Here is a 20,610-nt window from a genome sequence, read left to right on the forward strand (position 1 = left end):
TTGTTTGGAGCCAATTGAATCCCACGTGGTTGTCCTAGAGAGCCAGCCCGTGACGCTGAATCTTTCGGCGGGGGTTGGAAAGTTTTCCTGTACCTTCGTGGGCCCTGTGAAATCATCCCTAGTCTACCGCTTCTCTGGTGTCGTGCGCTCCATCATCCAGCTCCTTATTTTAGGATTCGTGATGACCGTGCTCGCCCATGGAGGTGAGCCGGTGCGTGAAATCCGGCACTCTCCAGACAAGAAGTATCTTGTGGCCTGGTTTGATCAGGACGTGGGTGAGCCCCTTCGCGATATGCGCTCCGTGGTCCTCTGCGCCTCAGATGATTCCGCACCGCTCTTTTCCTTCGTGTCGAACCCGCGCTACACCGATGCGGCGTGGAATGCTTCCTCCAACCTCTGCATCATCGCCGATGCTCCGGACAATGGAGGGCCGGTCATCTGGCTGCTGCGAATGAACGAGAAAGGTGACTGGCAGCCGGAGGTACTCGACCCATTTGCCAGCCTGTCGAAGGAATTCTACGATATACCAGATCGTGCCTCGCTCTTTCGTCCGTCGCTGCTGAAGATCGAGTGGCTCTCGGAAACCAAGGTACGCTTCCGTGGCTACTGCAATCTGGGTACCTACTTCATGACCGTGGATACGACCATGCCAGGAAAGGCGGCGGAAGTGGAGAAACTTTCGGACAAGCTGCTCAGGGAGTGACGGAAGCCTGGGATATCATGGTGTATCATAAGTGCTTCCAGCAGGTGCCTGCCCGCTACGCTTCGCCCACCAGTCCCGCGAGATACCGTACCTCCTCCTGCACGTCTCCGGGATCAGACACCGTGTCAGCCACTTCCATGCGGAAGAGTTCGCCGAACCGGCGACGCATGTGGTGAACGGCGGCGCGTGCGGTGCCCTGAGGTACGCATAGTATGGCAGCAATATCGGGATAGGGAATGCTGCCGCGGGGTGCGGAGAGGTAATCCTTCAGCGTGTCGAACTCTGTCAGGCGGGAGTCCCTTGCGTATTCCTCCTTGAGACTCGCCATGGCGCGATCCAGCAGGGTGAGGGCCCAGCGCCGCTCGAACTGGCGCTCGGGAGTGGCGGAGACAGCGGGTTCCTTGAGAAAGCGCTCCTCGGCATCGTCTGCGTCCAGCGGCACATGCTGGACGCGGCCGCCGCGTTTCAGGGTGTGAGAACGGTCCCATTCATTGAAGAGGAAACGCTTCAGGGCGACCAGCAGGAAGCTTCGGAAACGTCCACGCGAGGGTTCCGCGGCATGCATCCACTGCTTCTGCAGCAACCGTGCGAAGAACTCCTGCGTGAGATCCTGCGCATCCTCCGGGCTGTGTCCCTGCCGCCGCACATAGACATAGAGGGGGTACCAGTAGCTGCGGCACAGATGCTCCAGCGCCGCGTCTGAGCCGGGGGCTCCTGCATCCCGGGCAGCGACGACGAGGGACCAGCGCGTGGTGAGAAAGTGCGGCGAAGGCGGGGGGGAGGAGGACATCGAAAACGTTGGGCGCGTCGTGAAAGCTGTGCCTGTGTTAGTTAAGGATGTCGCGGGAGATGTTGGAAGAAGGGGGGGAGGCGAGCGGACCGGTGGGCCGTGCATCCACCAAACTAAAAATCATCCATTGCCCACCATAAGTCCAAAAAACTCCCAACAATCCCGCCGTCATGTTTAAGTGATGCAGTGATGAGCACTTCCGACAGCGGCCCGACTGGGCCTGAATCGTCATCACCCAAACCTGGGCGCAACTGTCCGCATTGCGGAGCGGTGCTGCCACCGGATGCGCCGGAGGGGCAGTGCCCCGCCTGCCTGCTACAGAACCTCACGCTGGAACCGACGCTCTCACCCACCCAGCCGGCTGCCCCGCCCAAGCCGCCATCACCACCGTTGACGCCTTCGGAGCTGGCGCCTCATTTTCCTCAACTCGAAATCCTGGAGTGCCTCGGCCGCGGTGGTATGGGGGTGGTGTACAAGGCGCGGCAGAAGTCATTGAATCGCCTCGTGGCACTCAAGCTCCTGGCACCGGAACGGGAAAAAGATGCTGCCTTTGCGGAGCGGTTCACGCGTGAAGCACAAGCCCTGGCCTTGCTGAGTCACTCCCACATCGTCACGGTGTATGACTTTGGCATCACCAGCTCATCGCAGGAAGGAGTGGGTGATGGCTTCTATTATCTCCTGATGGAGTATGTGGATGGCGTGAACCTGCGCCAGCTCTTGGAGCAGCGGAAGCTCACTCCAGAAGAGGCGCTGGCCATTGTCCCGCCGCTATGTGATGCCCTGGAGTATGCCCATGAGCGTGGGATTGTGCATCGAGACATCAAGCCAGAGAACCTGCTGCTGGACAGGCGTGGGCAGGTGAAGATTGCCGACTTCGGCATCGCGAAGATGTTGGGAAATGGGGCACCTGCTCATGCCACGGGCAGTGCACCGGTGGAGCCCGCGCCGCTTCCCCTTGGCGTCACCCAGCCTGAAACGGCTTTGGGCACCCCGGCCTACATGGCTCCGGAACAGGCGAGTGCACCTGAGCGTGTGGACAGCCGGGCGGATATCTATTCGCTGGGCGTCGTTTTTTATGAGATGCTCACAGGCGAACTGCCAGCGAAGCAGATCGAAGCCACAAGTTCCCGACTGAAGAATCTGCACATTGATGTGCGGGTAGATGAGATCGTGCTGCGCGCGCTGGAAAAGAAGCCGGAGATGCGCTGGCAGACCGCGGCGGAACTTCGCACGCGTGTGGAGCAGGTGAGTTCCGCCACCTCGGCTCCGCCTCCGCCTCTGCCCACGAATGTTTCCGATGCCGCACCGAAGGTCCGGCCGTTTCATCCCTGGATGCAGCGCTTTGTGGCGCGGAGTTTCGAGACCAGGCGGGTGCTCTTCTGGTGGATGCTCGTGGCGGGCACGTTGCTTACGGCTCTTTTCATGATGCCGGTGTCCAAGCATCGCGTTGATCCCACGCCATGGCTCCAGATGGACCCGAACAACCGCGCCGACAGCAAGGACGACTGGCAGGTGAAAAGCGAGTTTGGCGTGCCCGATGGATGGTGGATCCAGACGATGCGCCAGTCCACCGTGCCTGTGACGAATGCGGATGGCAAGGTGGTGGGGCGCACCATCTCCCAAGCGTCACAGGTGGAGCGTGAGGTGGACTTCTTCACCCTGTCCTATGCCATGGGAGTGGTGGGTGGATCTCTCTGGATTCTTTTCTGGTGTTTCTTCTCCGCAGAGCAACGGGCTGGCGATGCCTTGCCCCCTGCGCAGCGGGCGTTCGCGATGGCGATGGTGGATCGGACCTCGGAAACTCGAATCTTGTGGGGGCACCACCTACTCCTATTCCTCGCGTTCGTGGGGACATCGGTAACGCTGTCAGGGCACATGACAGCCTTCATGATGCTCCTGCTGGGTGACGGACCCAATCCCGCTCTCAACGCCTTCTTCACGACTTTCATTTTATCATTCGTCGTTATGAAGGGGATGGGGAGCGAAATTGCTCGCAAGAGTCCTGCTGCCCCGGGGGGTGCTCCGGCAGTGAGTGCAGCAGCTTTGCATGCACGGTCCTGTGGCCCTGTGGCAGCGGCTGCGGGCTTCGTCGCCGCGTTTGTCGTTCCCTTCCTCTTCTACTGGCTGCGTGAAGTGATGAGTGGACATGTGAGGGACCGGGTTCTCATCTCCGTGTTTCTGGTGACATGGGGTGTATCCACGGTTGCCGCGCATTGGGTGCTGTCGCGACGCAAGCTATCCGAAGCGTCCACGCGCCGCTGGCTGCGTGTGATTTCCGTTTGTGGCTGGCTGGTATCCTTGCCCATGGTGGGGTTTGCGGTTTTCATCTATCTCGCGGTGGCGGGTGAGTCGTCCTTCAACTGGGAGCCTTCGCCAACGGAGGCGTTCATCACACCGGCGATTTGCCTGGGTGCGTTCTTACTTCCCCTTGCCTCGTGGCACTTGTGGAGGGTGAGTGGACCGCGCCCGGGAGTGGACAGGGGAGCAAGACGCAGTCCGCGGCACGTGGCCTTGGGAATATTCATGCTGCTCGCTGCTGTCGTGGCCCCGTTGGCGTATGCGGCATCCCATGCCATCGAGAAGGCGCAGGACCAGGCCGCTTTTCACCGGCAAAAGTCGATGCTGCAACAGCGTGCCATTCTTGACGAGGCGAATCTGGACGCCTTGCAGCAATCGGCTCGTGACCTGGAGGCTCAACTGGCACAGACATCCGATGCTATTGCGAAGGCGAGACTGCAAAGTGATCTGGAACGCGTGCAAAGCGCGGTGATCACGGTCCAGAACTCCAGGCAGGCCGCGACTGCTGAACTTCGAGATCAACTCCCGCCGCGCCTTCCCCAATTTATGGGCTTTGGGCTGACGTATATCGTCCTGGGTTCCTCAGCGTGCGTCGCCGGGGCGCTGCTGATGTTCCGCCGTCGCGGTATGGATGGGGGCCCAAGTTTCATCCTTCCAATCCTGCTCGTGGTTACCGTGGGTTATGTGGTGTTTGCAGTGAGCCAGCTTTTCCGGACGGCGTCTTCACACTCAGCGCGGGGTGCGGTAGTGGAGGTTCCCTTTGAGTACAATCACAGGGTGCGTGGAAATGTGCTGGTGGTCACGCTCACGGCCACGGTTCGCACTCAAGCGGTGGCGGTAAAGACCAGTATGCGGGGACCCCGCCTTAGTGGAGAAGCTCATGAGCTTGCCCGGAAGTCATACGAAGGTGAGGTGGCGATGCCGGGGCCCGTTCCGGCACGTCCACCGCATGTGCTTTACCGGGGCTCTAGCACCATGGAGGTCGCCTTCGCTTTTCCTGACGCCGAGACCGCACGCGCAGCCGGAAGCGACCTGCGTCCCCTGTGGCAGATGTCCCCCGTGCCTGGCCGCGCGGCATCCGGCATCCTATTCCAGGTTCGAACGAAAGAAAGGGAGGTATATCAGGGTGAGATGCAATTCAGGTTACTCGCGGATCTGGAGCAGCCTGAAGCGGTGGAGGAGGCTCCGTCTGAACCTGTGCCTCCCAAACCCGTGACCCAGGCACCCGGCGCCCTCCATGCCGAGGAATTGGAAAAGCTACGTTTCAACCTCGCCAAGTGGAGGGAGGAGCGGGAAAACCTGACTCACACCTTCCTGCCTAAACATCCCAAGATAAGAGAGCTGGAGAATCGCATCCAGGCCACGGAAACCGTCATCGATGCACTCTCGGAGAAAGCGAAGGAGCTTCACGCTGCTCCAGCCTCGGAGCCGCCTGTTATGGATACCTCTGATGCAGCCCTCCGCGCGCTTGACTGGAAGACATTCGACCAAACGCCCCACCAGTACTGGCGGCAACTTGCAGATGTGCGACGATATCGCGAGGCGGCAGAGCTCATCGAGCGGTACCTGGCGCTGCATCCCGAACTGGAAACGGAGGCGCAGCAGGTGAATGGCGCCAACCTGCATTTTCACGCAGGTCAATGCTATGCCTTTGCTCCTCTGTACACGCAAAAAGCACTGGAGCATCTGCGGAGGTCTTTTCATCGCCCACCCTCATCAAGCCACGACAGTCAGATGTGGAACTGCTACGTGAATGCAACGATCTCCTTTCTGGTCCCCGGCGAGGATCGTCTTGGCATGCTCATGTCGTACGAGCAAATGGCCAGAAGCTTGGCCTTCAATGATCCCAATCTCATCGCGGTTGAGCGCCTTCTGGGGGGCTTCGGCAAAACCTATGGGAAGGCCTACGAGTCGGGCGATGGTGAAGACCACAGGAAACTATCCGTGGAATACTTCAATCGTGCCTGGGAGTTGATGGACAGAACTCAATGGTCTCGTGAAGAAGCTGCGGAAATGCGCTCGTATGCCCATGGCTCGCTCGCGCACTGGCGCCAGAGGGACGACTGCAAGACGAGGAACCTCTCTGTAGGGTACTGGCAACTCTCGCGTGTCTATGCTCTGCTGGGAGAGTGGTACAGTGCACAAATCTGTGCCCGACTATGTCTCGCGGCCAGCGTACAGGAGCCACCGTTCTATCTTGGTTATGCTTACGAGGCTCTGGCTCGGGCCGCCTTGAAAGAAGGGAACATCCAGCGCTTCCGTCAGCACCTCGGTAGTGCCAAGGCACAAGCCGCGCTCGTCACGGATGAGGGTGAGCGGAAGTTGCTGGAGAAGGATCTCGGGCAGCTCGATGCTACAGCGTCGGCGGAATGGGGCCAGGCATCTGCTCCAGGCGCGCACTCTTCGGGATTGGCGGTGCCCCCTGGTGATTCTGTCGCGAAACTCGTGACGACCACGCGCACCATCAAGCTCACCTTTGCCACGCCACATTCTCGAGAGGAAATTGAGCGCTGGCTGAAGAGCATCCTCTCTGGTCCGCAGGAGACCTTCGAGATTTCTTCTGACAAGTATGCCTACACGATCACCGCTGCACCCGATGGGATGCGGCGTGCCATAGCGTGCCTGAGGGCACTGGACTCGACGGAACCACTCATGCGTCCAAGCGAAGGGAGCGGCACGCATGATCCCAGCTACCTTTGTGATTCGGCCACTAATACCGGTCGTGCGTTCATCCATGCATGTGCCTTGCGCGATGTTGAAAGCATGGCTTCCCTCATGGATCCGGCCGCGCTTGGCCGTCTCAAAGATCCCAAGATTGGCAATCGGCTCACCTTCCTTAGACCTTATCTGCGTCTCGGGCCGGAGGAGCTTTCAAAGATGCGTGCGCAGAGTCCGGGTGAAGTACCCGAGGATCTGAGCACTGCGTGGAATGCCCTTGAGAAGGAGGTGCGTGGAGACTGGCCGGGCAAATCTGAAGCGCTGGAGCAACTTGCCCGGCAGTTCTTGCAGCATACGCTGGCCTCGTTCAGCCTTTCTTCAACCTCCAGCGATGATCTGGCGGTGGTGAACATCGCTTATGAGCCTCCCGCGTATGGCATAGCGGCTGTTTGCATCATGCCTGAGGTTCGTGATCGCGAGCCTCAACGTGGTCGGTATCAGGTCTCCCATTGCATTCCTCAGGGCAACCCACCTTGAAGCTGAAGACCGGGCTGGTGAGTGGCTTCAGGGGGATGTCGAGCTGCGCGATCTTCTGCGAAACGAGGGGAGAGTGGTGGTCAATTCACCCTGAATTGCCAATTCTCGACTGGACACGATTTCCACGTCGCCCACGTAACCTTTCCGAAGAAGTGCCGCATTACTCCAGCAGGGAGTCCGGTTCTGGACAGGCTTCCCTTTTTGCACGAGTCTTATCCAGTCTGGAGTCTGAATTGTTCCCCCAACTCTTGTCATGCCGGAAGAACAAGATACCAACGCGCCCGAGATGCCGTCGTCTTTGGGGCTGGATGGCCAATCACCCGGCAAGATGAAGGTGCGTGATGTGCTTGCCCAATCGGGTGAGTTGAGCTCGATGTTTGGTCAAGGCCAGGGACAGGGGCAAGGACAGGGAAATGATGCATTCAAGACGGCGTCCCAGGGATTGGGAGACATGGCCAATGGGCCCGAGGGCGCGGGCCAGGGAGCGGCGAAGTTTACCAACATGATGGGTTCTGGAATTCAGGACATCACGGGGGGCGACGAAGGCGGTGGTGACACTGACATCGGTCAGCAGTTGGAAGGGATGGGACAGCAAATGGCCGAAGTGGGGCAGGAGATTGCGGATGTCGCGATCGAAGTTGGTAAACAGGTGATCGAGACCGGAGTAAAAGCAGCGACCATGGTGGCGGGTGCTGCCGTGGGCATGCCGGGAGTTGGCGGCGGTGGGATGTCCATGGGAGGAGGTGGTGGAGGCATTGGCATGGGCGGCGGAGGCGGAGGTGGACTTGGTGGTCTCGCAGATTTGGGAGGGCAGAGCGGCGGAGAACCTGATGCCGGAATCGCGGACGTAATCCGGACGGTCAGCGGCAAGGACGACAAGGAACACAAGCTGACGGTGCGTCAGGCCACTGGACTCTCCCTGCCGCAGCAGGGCATGGGAATTGATGGTCCGAAGCAGGGCATCAAGATGCGATGACCCCTGCGTGACCTTGAGTCGCCTACATGGATCCTTTCACTCACATCAGCCGATCATGCGCTGCCAGCAGGGCTTGATCCAGTGACTGCACACTGATGGGTTTCGTGAGGTGCGCCATGAAGCCGGCGGCTTGTGTGCGAGCGATGTCCTCGCTCATGCCGTAGCCCGTGAGAGCGATGCCGCGCAGCTTGTAGCGGCTGCGGAGTTCCCGCATGAGATCATTTCCGGTGCCGTCAGGAAGACCAATGTCGGACATTACCAGGTCAAAGGTGTTTTTCTCCGCTGCAGCGAGGGCTTCGGCAACGGTGCCTGCCGTAGTCACCACATGCTTCCTGCGCTTCAGCAGCTGGGCGAGCGCCACACGCGTGGGCTCGTGATCTTCCACCAGTAGAATACGCAGGTTGGAGGGCAACTCGTCGTCCTCCACGAGGATCACTGGCACCGCTTCGCGGAATTCCGGTGGCAGTGTGACTCGGCCGGAGGCCGACATCTTGGAGGTAGCGAGCCGGATGGTGATGGTGGTGCCACTGTTGCGTCCGGCGCTGTTGGCCCGGATGGAGCCTGCATGCATCTCCACCAGCATGCGGGAGATGGCGAGTCCGAGTCCGAGTCCGCCGAAGCGATGGGAACCGCCGCCACCTGCGTGCTCGCCTTGTGTGAAGTAGTCAAACACCCGCGCGAGTTCTTCCCCGGTCATTCCAATCCCGCTGTCCGTGAGGTCGATGATGAGGTCATTGTCCGGACCACTGTTTCGCGTGGAAAGCGTGATGTTGCCTCCTGAGGGCGTGAACTTCACCGCGTTCTTGAGGATGTTCCAGAATACTTGCTGGAGGCGGACGGCATCTCCCCACACCTGATGCTCTTGAGCGGCGAGACGCAGGGTGAGCGCGATGGATTTTTGATCCATCTCCATGTTCACGGTGGAGACGGCGTCGCGCAGGATTTCATGGGCGTCACGCAACCCCATGTCGAGCGGCATCTTTCCACGGGTGATGAGGGTGAGGTCGAGCAGGTCGTCGATGAGCCGTGCCTCCAGCATCACATTCTTCGCAATGGTATCGAAGTCCTCCCGCGCTTCCTTGGGGAAGGCGGAGTTCCGCGCGGCTTCTGTGGCCAGCAATAGCACCGGATTCAGGGGCGTGCGCAGCTCGTGCGAGAGGGAGGCGAGGAAATCATCCTTCGCCTGGCTGGCACGCTCCGCGCCATCGCGAGCCTGCACCAGCGCGGTCCTGGCTTCATTGAGTTCTGTGATGTCACGTCCTTCCACCAGAATGAACGCGAGCTTTCCGGCATCTGTGACGGGGGTTACGTGCACATCAGCCCAGCGCTTGCTGCCTTCACCGGCGAAGTACATGGTTTCAAAATGGGAGGGCTTTCCACGCACGGCACCCTCAATGGCGGTGCGGATGCGCGCCTGCACCTGGGCGTCTTGATTCCACCAGGAGGTCTCCCAATAGGGCCTGCCTTTCTCTTCGTTCAGCCGGACCTTGGCTGCGGTCAGGGCGGCATCATTGCTGTCCAGCAGCACGCCATCGGGACCGACGATGCCGATGAGTGTGGACGCCTGGCTGAAAATCGCGCGCAGGCGGAGCTCATTGCTGCGCAGAGCCTCCTCGGCGCGCTTGCGCGCGGTGATGTCCACGAGCACACCGGGGAAACGCACGGCGTGCCCCTCCTCATCCCGCTGCACCCGGCCACGAGCAGTCACCCAGCGGATGCTGCTGTCAGGCATGACAAGCCGCAGGTCGCATTCGAAGCCGGGACGCCCTCCCGAGAGCGCCGAGGTTATGTCCTGCTGCACACGCATGCGGTCATCTGGGTGCACCTGCTGCATGTAGTCATCCACGGTGGTGGGGTGGCCGGACTCCATCATGGGGAAGAGCTGGGCCAGCTTCCGATCTGCGGTAACCTCGTTCTTTTCAATGTCCCAGGTCCAGGTGCCGATTTCAGCGGCGCTCAGAGTCGCTTCCAGGCGGTCGCGTGTGTCGTGCAGGGCCTCCTCCGTGGCGCGACGCTGGGTGATGTCACGCAGATAGATGGAGAGCATCCCTGGCGAGGGAAAGGCGCGCACCTCCATGATGATATGCAGGGGATCATAATACACCTCAAAGGAGTCAGGCTCCTGAGAGCGCATCGCATGGCGATAGCGATCGCCTGCCTCAGACTCGGCCAGCCCGGGAACGTGCTCCCACAGATTCTGCCCCACGAGATCCTGGGAGGCATCTACGAATGGCTCCACCATCTTGCGATAGCGGCTGTTTGCATAGGTGATGCGCCAGGTGTGGTCCACTGCGATGAAGGCATCACTCGTGCTTTCGAGAATGCTCTCCACCCGGGCGGCATTTTCCCGACGCAGCCGGACGAGGCGCAGGTTGGCCGCCACGCGGGCCAGCAGCTCCCGCGCACTGAAGGGTTTCACCAGGTAGTCGTCCGCACCGGCATCGATACCCTCGATGCGAGCCTCTTCACCGGCCCGCGCGGAAAGCATGATGATGGGGATGTCCCTGGTCAGGGGATCGGCACGTAACTCGCGCAACAGTCCGAAGCCATCGAGCTCGGGCATCATGATGTCGGTGAGCACCAGATCCGTGGGTTCGCTCTGGACGGCATTGAGCGCGTCCATGCCGTTTCCCACCGTAGTCACACGATAGGAGGGCGAGAGGAGCTGTCGCAGGTAGTCGCGCATGTCCGCATTGTCATCCGCGACCACCACGCGGGGCATGTCTCCAGCTTCTTCCGTTTTTGGGGGTGATGCAGACAGCGGCACATCATCCAGAGGATGCTCTGCAACGCCGGTGTCTGCCCAGCGCATGGCCTCTTTTACAAAGGCGTCCGCATGCAGCGACATGGGAGAGCTGCGTCCCAGGCCAATGCGGTCTGCGGGCAGATGCGCATGCCCGAGGGGAATCTTTACTTCAAAGGTGCTGCCCTCACCGGGCTCGCTCGCTGCCGTGATGCTGCCCCCGTGCTGTTTCACCAACTCCTGCACCAGTGAGAGGCCGATGCCGCTGCCCTCGTGCGTACGGGAGCGTGAGCCCGCCACGCGAAAGAACCGCTCAAAGAGACGGGGCATCACCTCCGGTGCGATGCCGATGCCGCTATCCTTCACGGAAAGGCAGGCCATGCCGGAATTCTCCCGCAAAGAAACCTGGATGCTGCCTTCGAAGGTGTGCTTGTACGCGTTTGAAAGCAGATTGAGCACAATCTTCTCCCACATCTCACGGTCCACATACGCTGGCGCTGAGAGGGAAGGGCAGTCCACGCTCAGCGTCATGCCCGCCTTCTCCACAGCAGAGCGGAAGGCGCTGGCGAGTTCCGCGGTGAGCGTGGCCAGATCCAGCGGCTCGTACTGGGCCTTCATGCGGCCGGCCTCGATGCGTGAGAAGTCCAGCAGGGCATTCACCAGTTTCAGCAGGCGCAGACCATTGCGATGCACCACCTGCAGTTCCTCCCGCACCGGTGCGTCCATGCTGGCCTCCGGCTGCCGCAGGGCATCCTCCAGCGGACCGAGCATGAGGGTGAGCGGCGTGCGGAACTCGTGGCTTACATTGCTGAAGAAGGCGGTCTTTGCGCGGTCGATTTCCGCCAAAGCTTCCGCACGGCGTTTTTCCTCCTCATAGCCAAGGGCGCTCGCGAAGCTGGCGGAGATCTGCCCGGCGACCAGAGAGATGAATCCTTCATACTCCGAGTCGTACTGGCGGTAGGGACTGAGACCGACGACAAGCACGCCGTTGAACCCTGAATCACCCGCGATGGAAATCGGCAGCACCGCAGCCTGCCTGGGGGGTGCGTCCCAATCACCGGTTGGCAACGTTCCGAAGTCGGTGGAGAGGTCCACGAGACGAGGCTGATGCTGGGTGAGTACTTCGGAGAATGGCCACCGGGATGGCGACTCCAGAGGCACTGTCGCTGGAGCGGCCTCATGCCCGGCTGCAATGCCGGAGGTGCCTGCCAGGGTGACAGAGGTATTGCTGCCATCCGCCAGATAGATCATGGCAAAGGGCAGGTCCCGGCGATTAGATTTCAGCGCGCCTACGCTCTGGGTGCAGGCACTTTGCACGGTGCGCGCATCCAACGTGGACGTGGCCAGCTCGCGTAACAAAGTAAGCTGCCGCTCTCCGATGATGCGCTGAGTGTCATCCGTATTCGTGCAGATGATGCCACCGGCTCCGCCCTGGTCATTGGGAACCGGACTGTAGGAGAAGGTATAGTAGGTCTCTTCCTGATAGCCGTAGCGCTCCATGATGAGGAGCAGCGCCTCATCGTAGGTACCTTCATTTTTCAGCATCGCGGACTCGGCGCGGGGCTGCACGGCGTCCCAGATTTCGCGCCAGACGACGGAGGCGGGCTGGCCGAGTGCCTCCGGATGCTTGCCTCCCACGATGCTCTTGTATGCGTCGTTGTAGAGATTGATGAGTTGCTCTCCCCACCATACAAACATGGGCTGGCGGCAGGTGAGCAGGATGCGCACACAGGTCTTCAGGCTCTGCGGCCACTGCTCCACCGGACCCAGTGGTGAGGTGCTCCAGTCGATTTCGCGCATGCGCGCTCCCATTTCACCCCCGCCCGCAAGGACGTCCTGCGAGGAGGAAATGGTGGGAGATGATTCAAGCTCTAACATGTCCGTGGGGAGACCGGGGAGTCAGCGTGCTGGACTGCGCCTGAGCGCAGCCTCCGAAGTTATCACCGTTCAAGCTTACGAGGCAAGACAAAGGGCGGATCCCACGATGTGATTTGCATCATGAATCAAGGCTCAGGAACAATCCCCAGCCTTGCCTGCCTGCGATCTTGATCTCCCCTGGACGCGAGGCGCCTGATCACTTCAAACCTTCGCTTCCATTGGCTAGCACATTGTCGTCAAAGGTGTTTTCCTTCCCACCCTCCACCTTGAGCGAGAGCGTCATCTTTTTCTCGTCACGATCGTCGCGAATCACGTTGTCGGAGACCTTGGTGCGCGTGCAGTTTTTCATCCAGAGGCCGATGCCATCGCTGTCGAGAATGCTGCAGTCGGTAACGGTCATGCGGTCGCAGTTTTCCAGCAGCACGGCTGCATCCTTGTTCCACACGCCGCTGACGAGCACGCCGTCGAGCTTGCTGTCGGAGCAATTGCGGAACACCAGGCCATTGATGTCCTTGGCCCATTTGCCGTTCACGACGTAGCGCGGGTTGCGGTCGAAGTCATTGGGGCCCACGACGACGGCGTGACTGTTTTCGATCAGGAGGTCGTGCTCGAAGCCCTCCCAGAAGGTGTTGCCTGTGATGTTCACGCCGCGGGCGTTGTCGAGGTGGATGTTCACCATCACATCACTGAAGATATTTCCCGTGATGGCGATGTGGCCCTCCTTCGTGGGATCCATTTTCTTTTCGCTGAGCGTGCCAGTGCCGAGTACGCGGATATTCGCGCTGCCGGGGGACTTGCTGTTGTGCTGGATGGTGCAGCCGGTCACCGCCACCTCACCCGTGGAGCCGCCGGTGCAGTCGATGAGGATGTTCGCCGTGGGAGGTGTGTCGGGTGACATGTTGCTCTCAATGTCACACGTGCCGATGTGCAGGTTGCGCACGTTCCCACCACGCGTCACCACGCCACCGCCGGCGTTGTAGCTGATGTGGCAGCCCACAATGTTGCTCTGGTGGATGTTCACCTGGTCGTACAGCACGCCGACGCCGCGGTTGTGGTACAGGTGGCAGTTGGACACGATGAGGTTGCGATTGCGCTTCGTGAAGTGGATGGCGTGGAAGCATTCACGGATGTTCGTCTCGGTGACTGTGAGTTCCATCACGCCGGTGAATTCCAGTCCATTGGCCTCCTTGTGGTCGCCCACGATTTCAATGCCGCGCACGATGGGCATGCGTTGCTTTTCCCAGACATTGGGCTTGAAATCAGAAGGAGCGGCAGAGCCTTCATGCGTGCCGACAAAATGAAATGCCGGTCCCGCACCGCTCATCACGATGCGCGGAGTGCCATCTCCGGTGAGGGAGGTGAAGCCCGTGGTATCGAGATTGATGGTGATGGACTTGGTCAGCTTGTAGGTACCCTTCGTGAAAATGAGGCTGCCGTGCCCCGAGTCCACCGCCTTCTGGATGGCTGCCGTGTCATCCGTGGTGCCGTCTCCTTTTGCGCCGAAGTCGCGGACGGTTTTGATTTCCTCCGCATGGAGCGGTGAGGCAAGGAGGGCGGCCGTGACGGTCAGGCAGAGAGTGGTGAACAGGGGCGAATGCTTCATGAGATGGTGTGAGGGAAAATGATGCGTGCTGGAAATGGAGGGTGATGGTCAGAGGATTTCCACGGGCGCGGCGGTCATCGACCAGATGGCCTCGGCGTACTTCACGCCACAAGTCGCGCCGCGGTAGCGGGCGAGGGATTCCTTCGCCTGACGGCTGGAGTCGAGGGTGGCAGCGTCATACTCCTTCTTGTTCACGAAGGCCATGAGCCTGCCGAGCCACTCCATGGAGGCAGGCCACTCGGCCGTCACGTCCACGAACGTGTTTGGCTCGAAGCCGATGGTGTGGCGCGGGCCATTGTCATAGCAGAAGACCCGGCGTGGCGCCGGACAGTCGCGTCCCAGGATGGTACGCGGTTGCATGAGCGCGGCCTTGCAGATGGAGGCGGCGGATTCGTGATCGGGATGGCGATCGTGGGGCCACAGCATGAAGGAGGTGGTGGGCTTCACCTCTTCCACGATCTCCGCGACCTCGCGTTGGGTATCCTCACCGAGACGGAAGTGCATGGAAGCGTGCTTCAGGAATCGCATCTCCATGCCGCGCTCCTGGGCGAGCTGTTTGGTCACTTCCAGGAGTTGCGGTTCGCGTCCCTGCACCGGCGGCCAGTTTGTGTAGTCGCCGATGAGCGAGAGGATGACCACCCGGTGGTGCTTGCGCACGGCCTGTAGCAGGATGCCGGGAATACCGAAGACGCAATCGTCATAGTGGGCGCCGATGGCGAGGATGGTCTGGGGGAGGGGCATGGCTGAAGATGGAGGTTCAAATACGCCATGGCTGGGGATTTGTGATTTATGATTTGCGATTTTTGATTGGGACAGAGCGGCGTACGTAGGGAAGACGGTGCCTTTTTAATCAGTAGTGGGCACTTCCGGATCACTGGACGATGTGGCGTCTATCGAGGGTGCTGGGTGTGGCGGGCTGCATTGGATTCAACGCAGAGACACAGAGAAGCTGAGGAGGGATACAAATTCGCTCTCAGGATTGCCCACCAATCAAATGCGCCCTCCTGAGAGGAGATATCGTTGTGAGGTGGAGACGAGGCGACAGCCCGATCCTTGGCGGCTGCCGCCCCATCTCTGCGCTCGTACTAAACTACTCCCGCTTCAGTGGCGGCCACTGGGTGCCGTCCTTGAAGGAAATATGGAATACGACGTCCTCGGAGCCGGGACGCTGCATGAGATGCAGGAGTTCGGGATCCTTGATGGAAAAGCGTTTTCCGTCTGCGAGCTCCTTCCGGTGTTTGTTGAGGAAAGTCACCCAACGGTCGCGCAGCGTGAAGCGCTCATCCATGGTCATGTGGCTGCTGCTGCCGCTGCCCATGGTCTGCTTGTCTTCAACCTCCTGAATGATCTTCTGCAGGTATTGGAAGGCATCGCTGTGCAGTTCCTTTTCCGCGAGGCGTTGGGCCCAGATGTCCCACATTTCCACGTGCGCACCGCAGAACCAGGCCGCTTCCGAGGCGGATCGGATCACCCATGGGTGATGACTGGTCTGCAGGATGCGGAGGGCAGGTTTGGCAAAGTCCTTGTGCTTGCTACGGGCGGCGGCCTCGCAAGCGATGCGAACTACGCCGAGATCGTCATCCTCCATGCGGCGCAATACCATGGGAATCCAGTCTGAGGGGATGTCATCTGGCACGGCCTTGAGCGCTTCCTCACGGAGCGTGGGGCAGGGGCTTTCCATGCTGGTGACGAGGCGTGCCTTCCACGCGCCGCCCTCGGGCTTGGGAATGGTCTTGTCCGCGAGCTGCCGCATCAGGATGAGGGAGCCCGCGACATCGATGTCTGCATTCGTGCTGGCGCGATGGCCACGACTGCGGATGGCATCCACCGCGCGAAGGAGTGTGTCCTGCGCTCCGGGGTGGTTGAGGATGTTGTCTCCGGATTCCTTGCGTGGGACCGGGATGGTTTTCGTTTCGCGAGCGAGTGTCGCCTGGATCACAGGCATGTCCTCGGGACGACCCAGCGAGGTGAGCACCAGCGCTCCCCGGTTGATGAGGTCAACTTTGTCAGATTCCACCCACTGTTTTCCAAGGGCGAGCGTTTCAGGGCGGAAGCGCTCGTCCCAGGTCAAAGCACTGGCCTGCTTCGGGTCTCCGGCCTCATACCAGGTGTGATAGACCGGGTAAGTGTATTCACCCATGGTGATCATGGGCAACCGGGACAGCAATTGGTCGATGGCGAGCGTTGCGATCCCTGCGTCCTCATGCTTCGTCAGCTTCACCAGTGCTGCAGTCGCATCCACCGTGAGGATGCCGCCGATGCCATGCACGGCGGCTTGTGAACCTTTCTCCGCCTTCTCCAGCAGTGCGGGGAGGAATACGGGATGACGCAGCAGCCGTGTCTCCGTAGCGCGGGTGTTTCGATCGATGCCGCGGACGCAGGCCTGACTCACGAGTTCGCGGGCTTCATCCGCAGTGGGCATGGTGACCTCAATGGTGGTCTCGGCCCAGGGGTGCTTTCTCGTTTCGGTGACAGCCCAGCCAAAGTCATGCGCGACCTTCACTTTGTAGCGGCCGGGCTGGTTGATCGTCACATAGAGCAGCAGGGGAAGAAACTCCTGATGCTTCTCACCCGGCTTCAACTCACGCGGTCCGCCGATGCCACCCATGTTCATGGCGTACTGGGTGAGATCTGGCATGACCTTCCCATCCGCATCGGTCACCACAAACTTGTACCGAAGAGGGAAGCCGGTGCCGCGATAGTCTCCGCCGGTCTCGATGGTGAAAGGATCCTTGCCAGCATTCTCCAGTGTGAACTGCACGGAGATGGGTTCACCCAGCAGGTAGGTGGTCTTACCCGTTTGCACGCTCACTTTCGCCGACTCTGGAACCGGCTTGCCCTCGCGGCCGAAGTAGGACTGAAGCTCCGGGTCTGCACCGTGCAGCATCCCCGCGAGGGCGAGGCACGTCCAGAGGCATAGGTTGCGCAGCTTCATCTCGACATCCTAGTGGAACAGAACCCGGGTCGGCAATCCTCAAGAAAGGATTGCCAACACTCTGATGAGTCCTACTCCCGGCCTTCCGTGAGTCCACGAGCCTTGTCGATGAGTTGCAGGAACTCACCACGATAGCCCAACGGGTCTTCACCTTTGCCGCGCAGGGCCATGTCACGCACCATGTCCCAGGTGAGTTCACCGGAGTACTGCGAGTTGCGCAGCATCATGCCAAATCCGGTGACACTGGCTGCAAAGACGAAGTCACGGGGCGCATTCGCCATGGTCTGCTCCTTGTCCGTCACCGGCACTTCAATGAGCTGGCTCTTGTCACCCTCGGGTTGCTTGTAGCGCAGCTTCACGGTCATGGTTTCCCTGCTGGGAGATCCGCCGCCGGGAGCTGGAGTGGCCATAACCGTCGTGGGTGGCGGCTTGGGTGCGTACTTCAGGTCATCGACGGCGGGACGTCCATCGGGTGACATGGCGCGTGCGCCCACGGGTACGATTTCGTAGAGTGCTGTCACGGTGTGGCCCGCGCCGATTTCACCTGCATCCTTGCGATCGTTGTTGAAGTCCTCCTTCGCCAGTGCGCGGTTCTCATAACCAAGCAGGCGATAGGCAGCAACCTGGGTGGGATTGAATTCCACCTGGATCTTCACATCCTTGGCGATCGTCACGAGCGTGGCATTCATCTGATCCACCAGCACCTTGCGTGCTTCGCTCAGGGAGTCGATGTAGGCATAGTTGCCGTTCCCCTTGTCTGCGAGGGTTTCCATCGTGCGGTCCTTGAGATTGCCTGTGCCGTAGCCCAGCACGCTGAGGAAGACGCGGCTCTTCGCCTTCTCCGCGATGAGTTTCTCCAGTTCCTCCGGCGAGCTGATGCCCACATTGAAGTCACCATCCGTGCATAAGATGACCCGATTCACGCCTTCTTGTACGAAGTTCTGCGTGGCCTGCTGATAGGCCACGCGAATGCCGCCTGCGCCATTGGTGGAGCCTCCGGCATTGAGGGCTTCGACGGCGCTTTGAATCTTCTGCCGCTCGCTACCCGTTGTGGAAGTGAGGGCGACACCAGTGTCACCCGCATAAGTCACGATGGCCACACGGTCCGTGTCCTTGAGCTGCTCCGTGAGCATGCGCAGGGACTGCTTCACGAGAGGCAGCTTGTCCGGCGAATCCATGGAGCCGGACACATCCACGAGGAAGACAAAGTTTGCCGCACCGCGTTCCTTGCGAATCTCGCGACCTTTCAGCGCGATGCGCGCGAGGCGGTGCATGGGCTGCCAGGGAGCCTCCGCCATGTCCACCGTCACGGAGAAAGGAGCGGCGTCTTCCGCGGGTGGTTCATAGGCATAGGGGAAGTAATTGATGAGTTCTTCCAGACGCACGGCGTCGGCCGGAGGGCGCTGTCCATTGTTCAGGAAGCGGCGCACATTGGCGTAGCTCGCGGTGTCCACATCGATCGAGAAGGTGGAGAGAGGTTGCTGCGCTACCTGTAGGAATGGATTCTCGTAGATGGGGGTGTAGGTCTCGCCACCAGCATGCCGGGTGACGAGCTTGCGAGCACGGGTTTCGGCTTCCTGGAGGTCTTTGATTTGCTTGAGCTCTTGCAACTGTTTGCCAAACTTCTCCAGGTCCTGTTCGCGCTTGCCTCTCACCAGAGACTCCGTGGTGGTAGTGGTGGTTTGGGTTCTCCTGTAGGCGTCGTTTTCGTTGTCCGCGATGGCGTAGAAGTGGGGAGCTGGAGCCGGCACGGGGTTGGCAATGGTAGCGGCAGGAGCGGCGGGAGTAGCGCTGGCAGGCTTGGGAACCCCAGTAAGCGGGGTTGAAGGCGTGGTCGCAGCGGGGGCACCACCAGCGGCAGGCATCTTGATCGCGTCGTCGGTATCAGCAAGGGTGGCGAGAGTCATGGTATCCGCAGGAGCGGGGGATGCCACGGGGCCTGAGGCGGGCGTGGCTGACCTGCCTGCGAGTTCCGTGGGTGGCTTGGGTTCCGCGGCAGCAGCCTGGAGCTTGACCCCGCCGTCACTGGGGGAGGGTGCCGCTCCTGGGGAGGTATCAAAGACCCTGCGACGGGTCAAAGGTTTGGGTGCTTGGGAGCTGGGAGGAGTATTTACCGCCACAGCGGGCGTGGAACTGTCCATGTGCAGACCGGTTTCCGCTTCCTCAGCACGCAGTGCGGGCACGCTACCCGCCGCGAGGGTTGTGCCTCCGGTGTAGGTGTTCGCAGGTGCTCCCGTGGGGGCAGAAGTGGTGGTGCCAGTGAATGCGAGTGTACCACCAGCCAGCGTGATCGAGCCAGCTCCCACCTTCGTCACTCCACCCGTTCCCGCAGCTGCCTTGTCTGCGGTGGGCACATCTCCGGTAGTGGAAGCCCCATTGGCAATGACAGTGCCGCCCACCGCCCCCCTGGAAGTGAGCGAGCCATTCACTGTGACCACGCCACTGCGATTCAGGTTGAGGGTGCTGCCGTTGATGTCGGCACCGCTGGCCATGGAGGCGTCGCGGCCAAAGCTCACGGCAGGCTCATTGACCTCCAGCCCCAATGCCAGGCCGTTGCCAGACATGGATACAGTCCCACCCGCGCCCACCACAATGTCGGAGGCTGGCGAGAGGCCACCCAGTGATCCGAAGGTTCCCGACGTTGGATCCGCAGGCATTTCGCTCAGCTTGTCATTTGAAAAGTTGAACTGATCCAGAGGACGGGTACTGCCGATGGCGATGCCGCGACTGGCAATGCTACCTGAGCCTGTGATGCGGCTTCCCTCGCTCGCACTGCTGAAATCCGCCTCTGCTTTTTCCGTCACCATCGTCGATGACAATGCCTCGGCCACCAGGGTGGATGCGGCGGTCCCATCCGGCGAGACGGGGAGCAACAGCGCAGGACTTGCGGGCGTGCCCGGCGTGGGCATGGGAAGCAATGCATCGCCTGTCTTGCCGAGAGCGACGGGCGCATTCACCGCCACGAAGGTGGGTGTATCAGGCATTCCGGGGGCGGGAGTCTGGCCAGCGGAGATCGGCTTTGCTGTTTTTTCAATGTTCACCCGCACGTCTTCGGTGGAGAGCTTGCCTTTGGCGTGAACGGCCAGACTCACCCTCTCCTCAGGCGCCTGTGAGCGCTGTTCGTTCAGGGTGATCACGAGCATGGCTGTGGTGCAGGCCGCGATGGCGGTGGGCACCCAGAAGGCGGGATGCTTCCAGATGGAGCGCTCGGTCTTCTTTGGCAGGGGCTGCGTATCCGCGGTGAATTCGCGCAACACACGGAAGCGTTGCTCGGAGGTGAGCGTCGTTTTTTCTGCATCAGTGACCTCGTCGTGGAGCAGGGTGCAGAACTTGCGCATCTCCTCCGCCTCCACGCGCAGGGCGGGATTGGTTTCCATCTCGGCCTCCAGGGCGGCGCGCTCATCAGGCGGCAGCTCATTCAGGGCGTAGGCGGTTAGTTTCGCATTCATGGCTTTCGGGGAAAAGGGATGTATCAGAAAAGGATGTGGT

The 20,610-nt window shown here is 60.6% G+C and carries 9 protein-coding genes; 3 read left to right on the forward strand and 6 right to left on the reverse strand.

The features are described from left to right. The first annotated feature begins 106 nt into the window (after positions 1-106). On the forward strand, positions 107-703 hold the full coding sequence (locus tag DES53_RS13840) for a hypothetical protein (protein ID WP_147263401.1): 597 nt from the start codon (positions 107-109) through the stop codon (positions 701-703). Between the two features lie 55 nt (positions 704-758). On the opposite strand, the gene DES53_RS13845 is transcribed toward DES53_RS13840, so the two are convergent. Then, positions 759-1,493 carry an RNA polymerase sigma factor gene (locus DES53_RS13845; protein WP_113958860.1) on the reverse strand — a complete coding sequence of 245 codons (735 nt, stop codon included), beginning with the start codon at positions 1,491-1,493 and terminating at the stop codon, positions 759-761. 189 nt (positions 1,494-1,682) lie between these two features. Here DES53_RS13845 and DES53_RS13850 point away from each other — a divergent pair, with 189 nt between their 5' ends. Together DES53_RS13850 and DES53_RS32985 are read left to right on the forward strand one after the other, a co-directional pair. Next, entirely contained in the window at positions 1,683-6,986 is a 5,304-nt protein-coding gene (locus DES53_RS13850; RefSeq protein ID WP_113958861.1) for a serine/threonine-protein kinase, read from the forward strand. Positions 6,987-7,239: 253 nt separating this feature from the next. Further along, entirely contained in the window at positions 7,240-7,962 is a 723-nt protein-coding gene (locus DES53_RS32985) for a hypothetical protein (RefSeq protein WP_170157100.1), read from the forward strand. Between the two features lie 40 nt (positions 7,963-8,002). On the opposite strand, the gene DES53_RS13860 is transcribed toward DES53_RS32985, so the two are convergent. The 5 genes from DES53_RS13860 to DES53_RS33495 all read right to left on the reverse strand — a co-directional run bounded on the left by DES53_RS13860 (position 8,003) and on the right by DES53_RS33495 (position 20,570). Next, positions 8,003-12,583: an ATP-binding protein gene (locus DES53_RS13860; RefSeq protein WP_113958862.1), complete on the reverse strand. Its 4,581-nt coding sequence runs from the start codon at positions 12,581-12,583 to the stop codon at positions 8,003-8,005. A gap of 196 nt (positions 12,584-12,779) precedes the next feature. Beyond that, positions 12,780-14,186 (reverse strand): right-handed parallel beta-helix repeat-containing protein, encoded by a 1,407-nt coding sequence (locus tag DES53_RS13865; protein ID WP_113958863.1) that lies wholly within the window; start codon positions 14,184-14,186, stop codon positions 12,780-12,782. Positions 14,187-14,234: 48 nt separating this feature from the next. Beyond that, positions 14,235-14,927 (reverse strand): PIG-L deacetylase family protein, encoded by a 693-nt coding sequence (locus DES53_RS13870; protein ID WP_113958864.1) that lies wholly within the window; start codon positions 14,925-14,927, stop codon positions 14,235-14,237. Positions 14,928-15,276: 349 nt separating this feature from the next. Next, complete coding sequence (locus DES53_RS13875; RefSeq protein WP_113958865.1) at positions 15,277-17,121, reverse strand: HEAT repeat domain-containing protein; 1,845 nt, start codon at positions 17,119-17,121, stop codon at positions 15,277-15,279. A 71-nt stretch (positions 17,122-17,192) separates the two neighbouring features. Beyond that, positions 17,193-20,570, reverse strand: a complete 3,378-nt coding sequence (locus DES53_RS33495) for a YfbK domain-containing protein (RefSeq protein ID WP_211325544.1) — start codon at positions 20,568-20,570, stop codon at positions 17,193-17,195. Positions 20,571-20,610: the final 40 nt, after the last annotated feature.

It is taken from the genome of Roseimicrobium gellanilyticum, assembly GCF_003315205.1.
Classification (GTDB): Bacteria; Verrucomicrobiota; Verrucomicrobiia; order Verrucomicrobiales; family Verrucomicrobiaceae; genus Roseimicrobium; species Roseimicrobium gellanilyticum.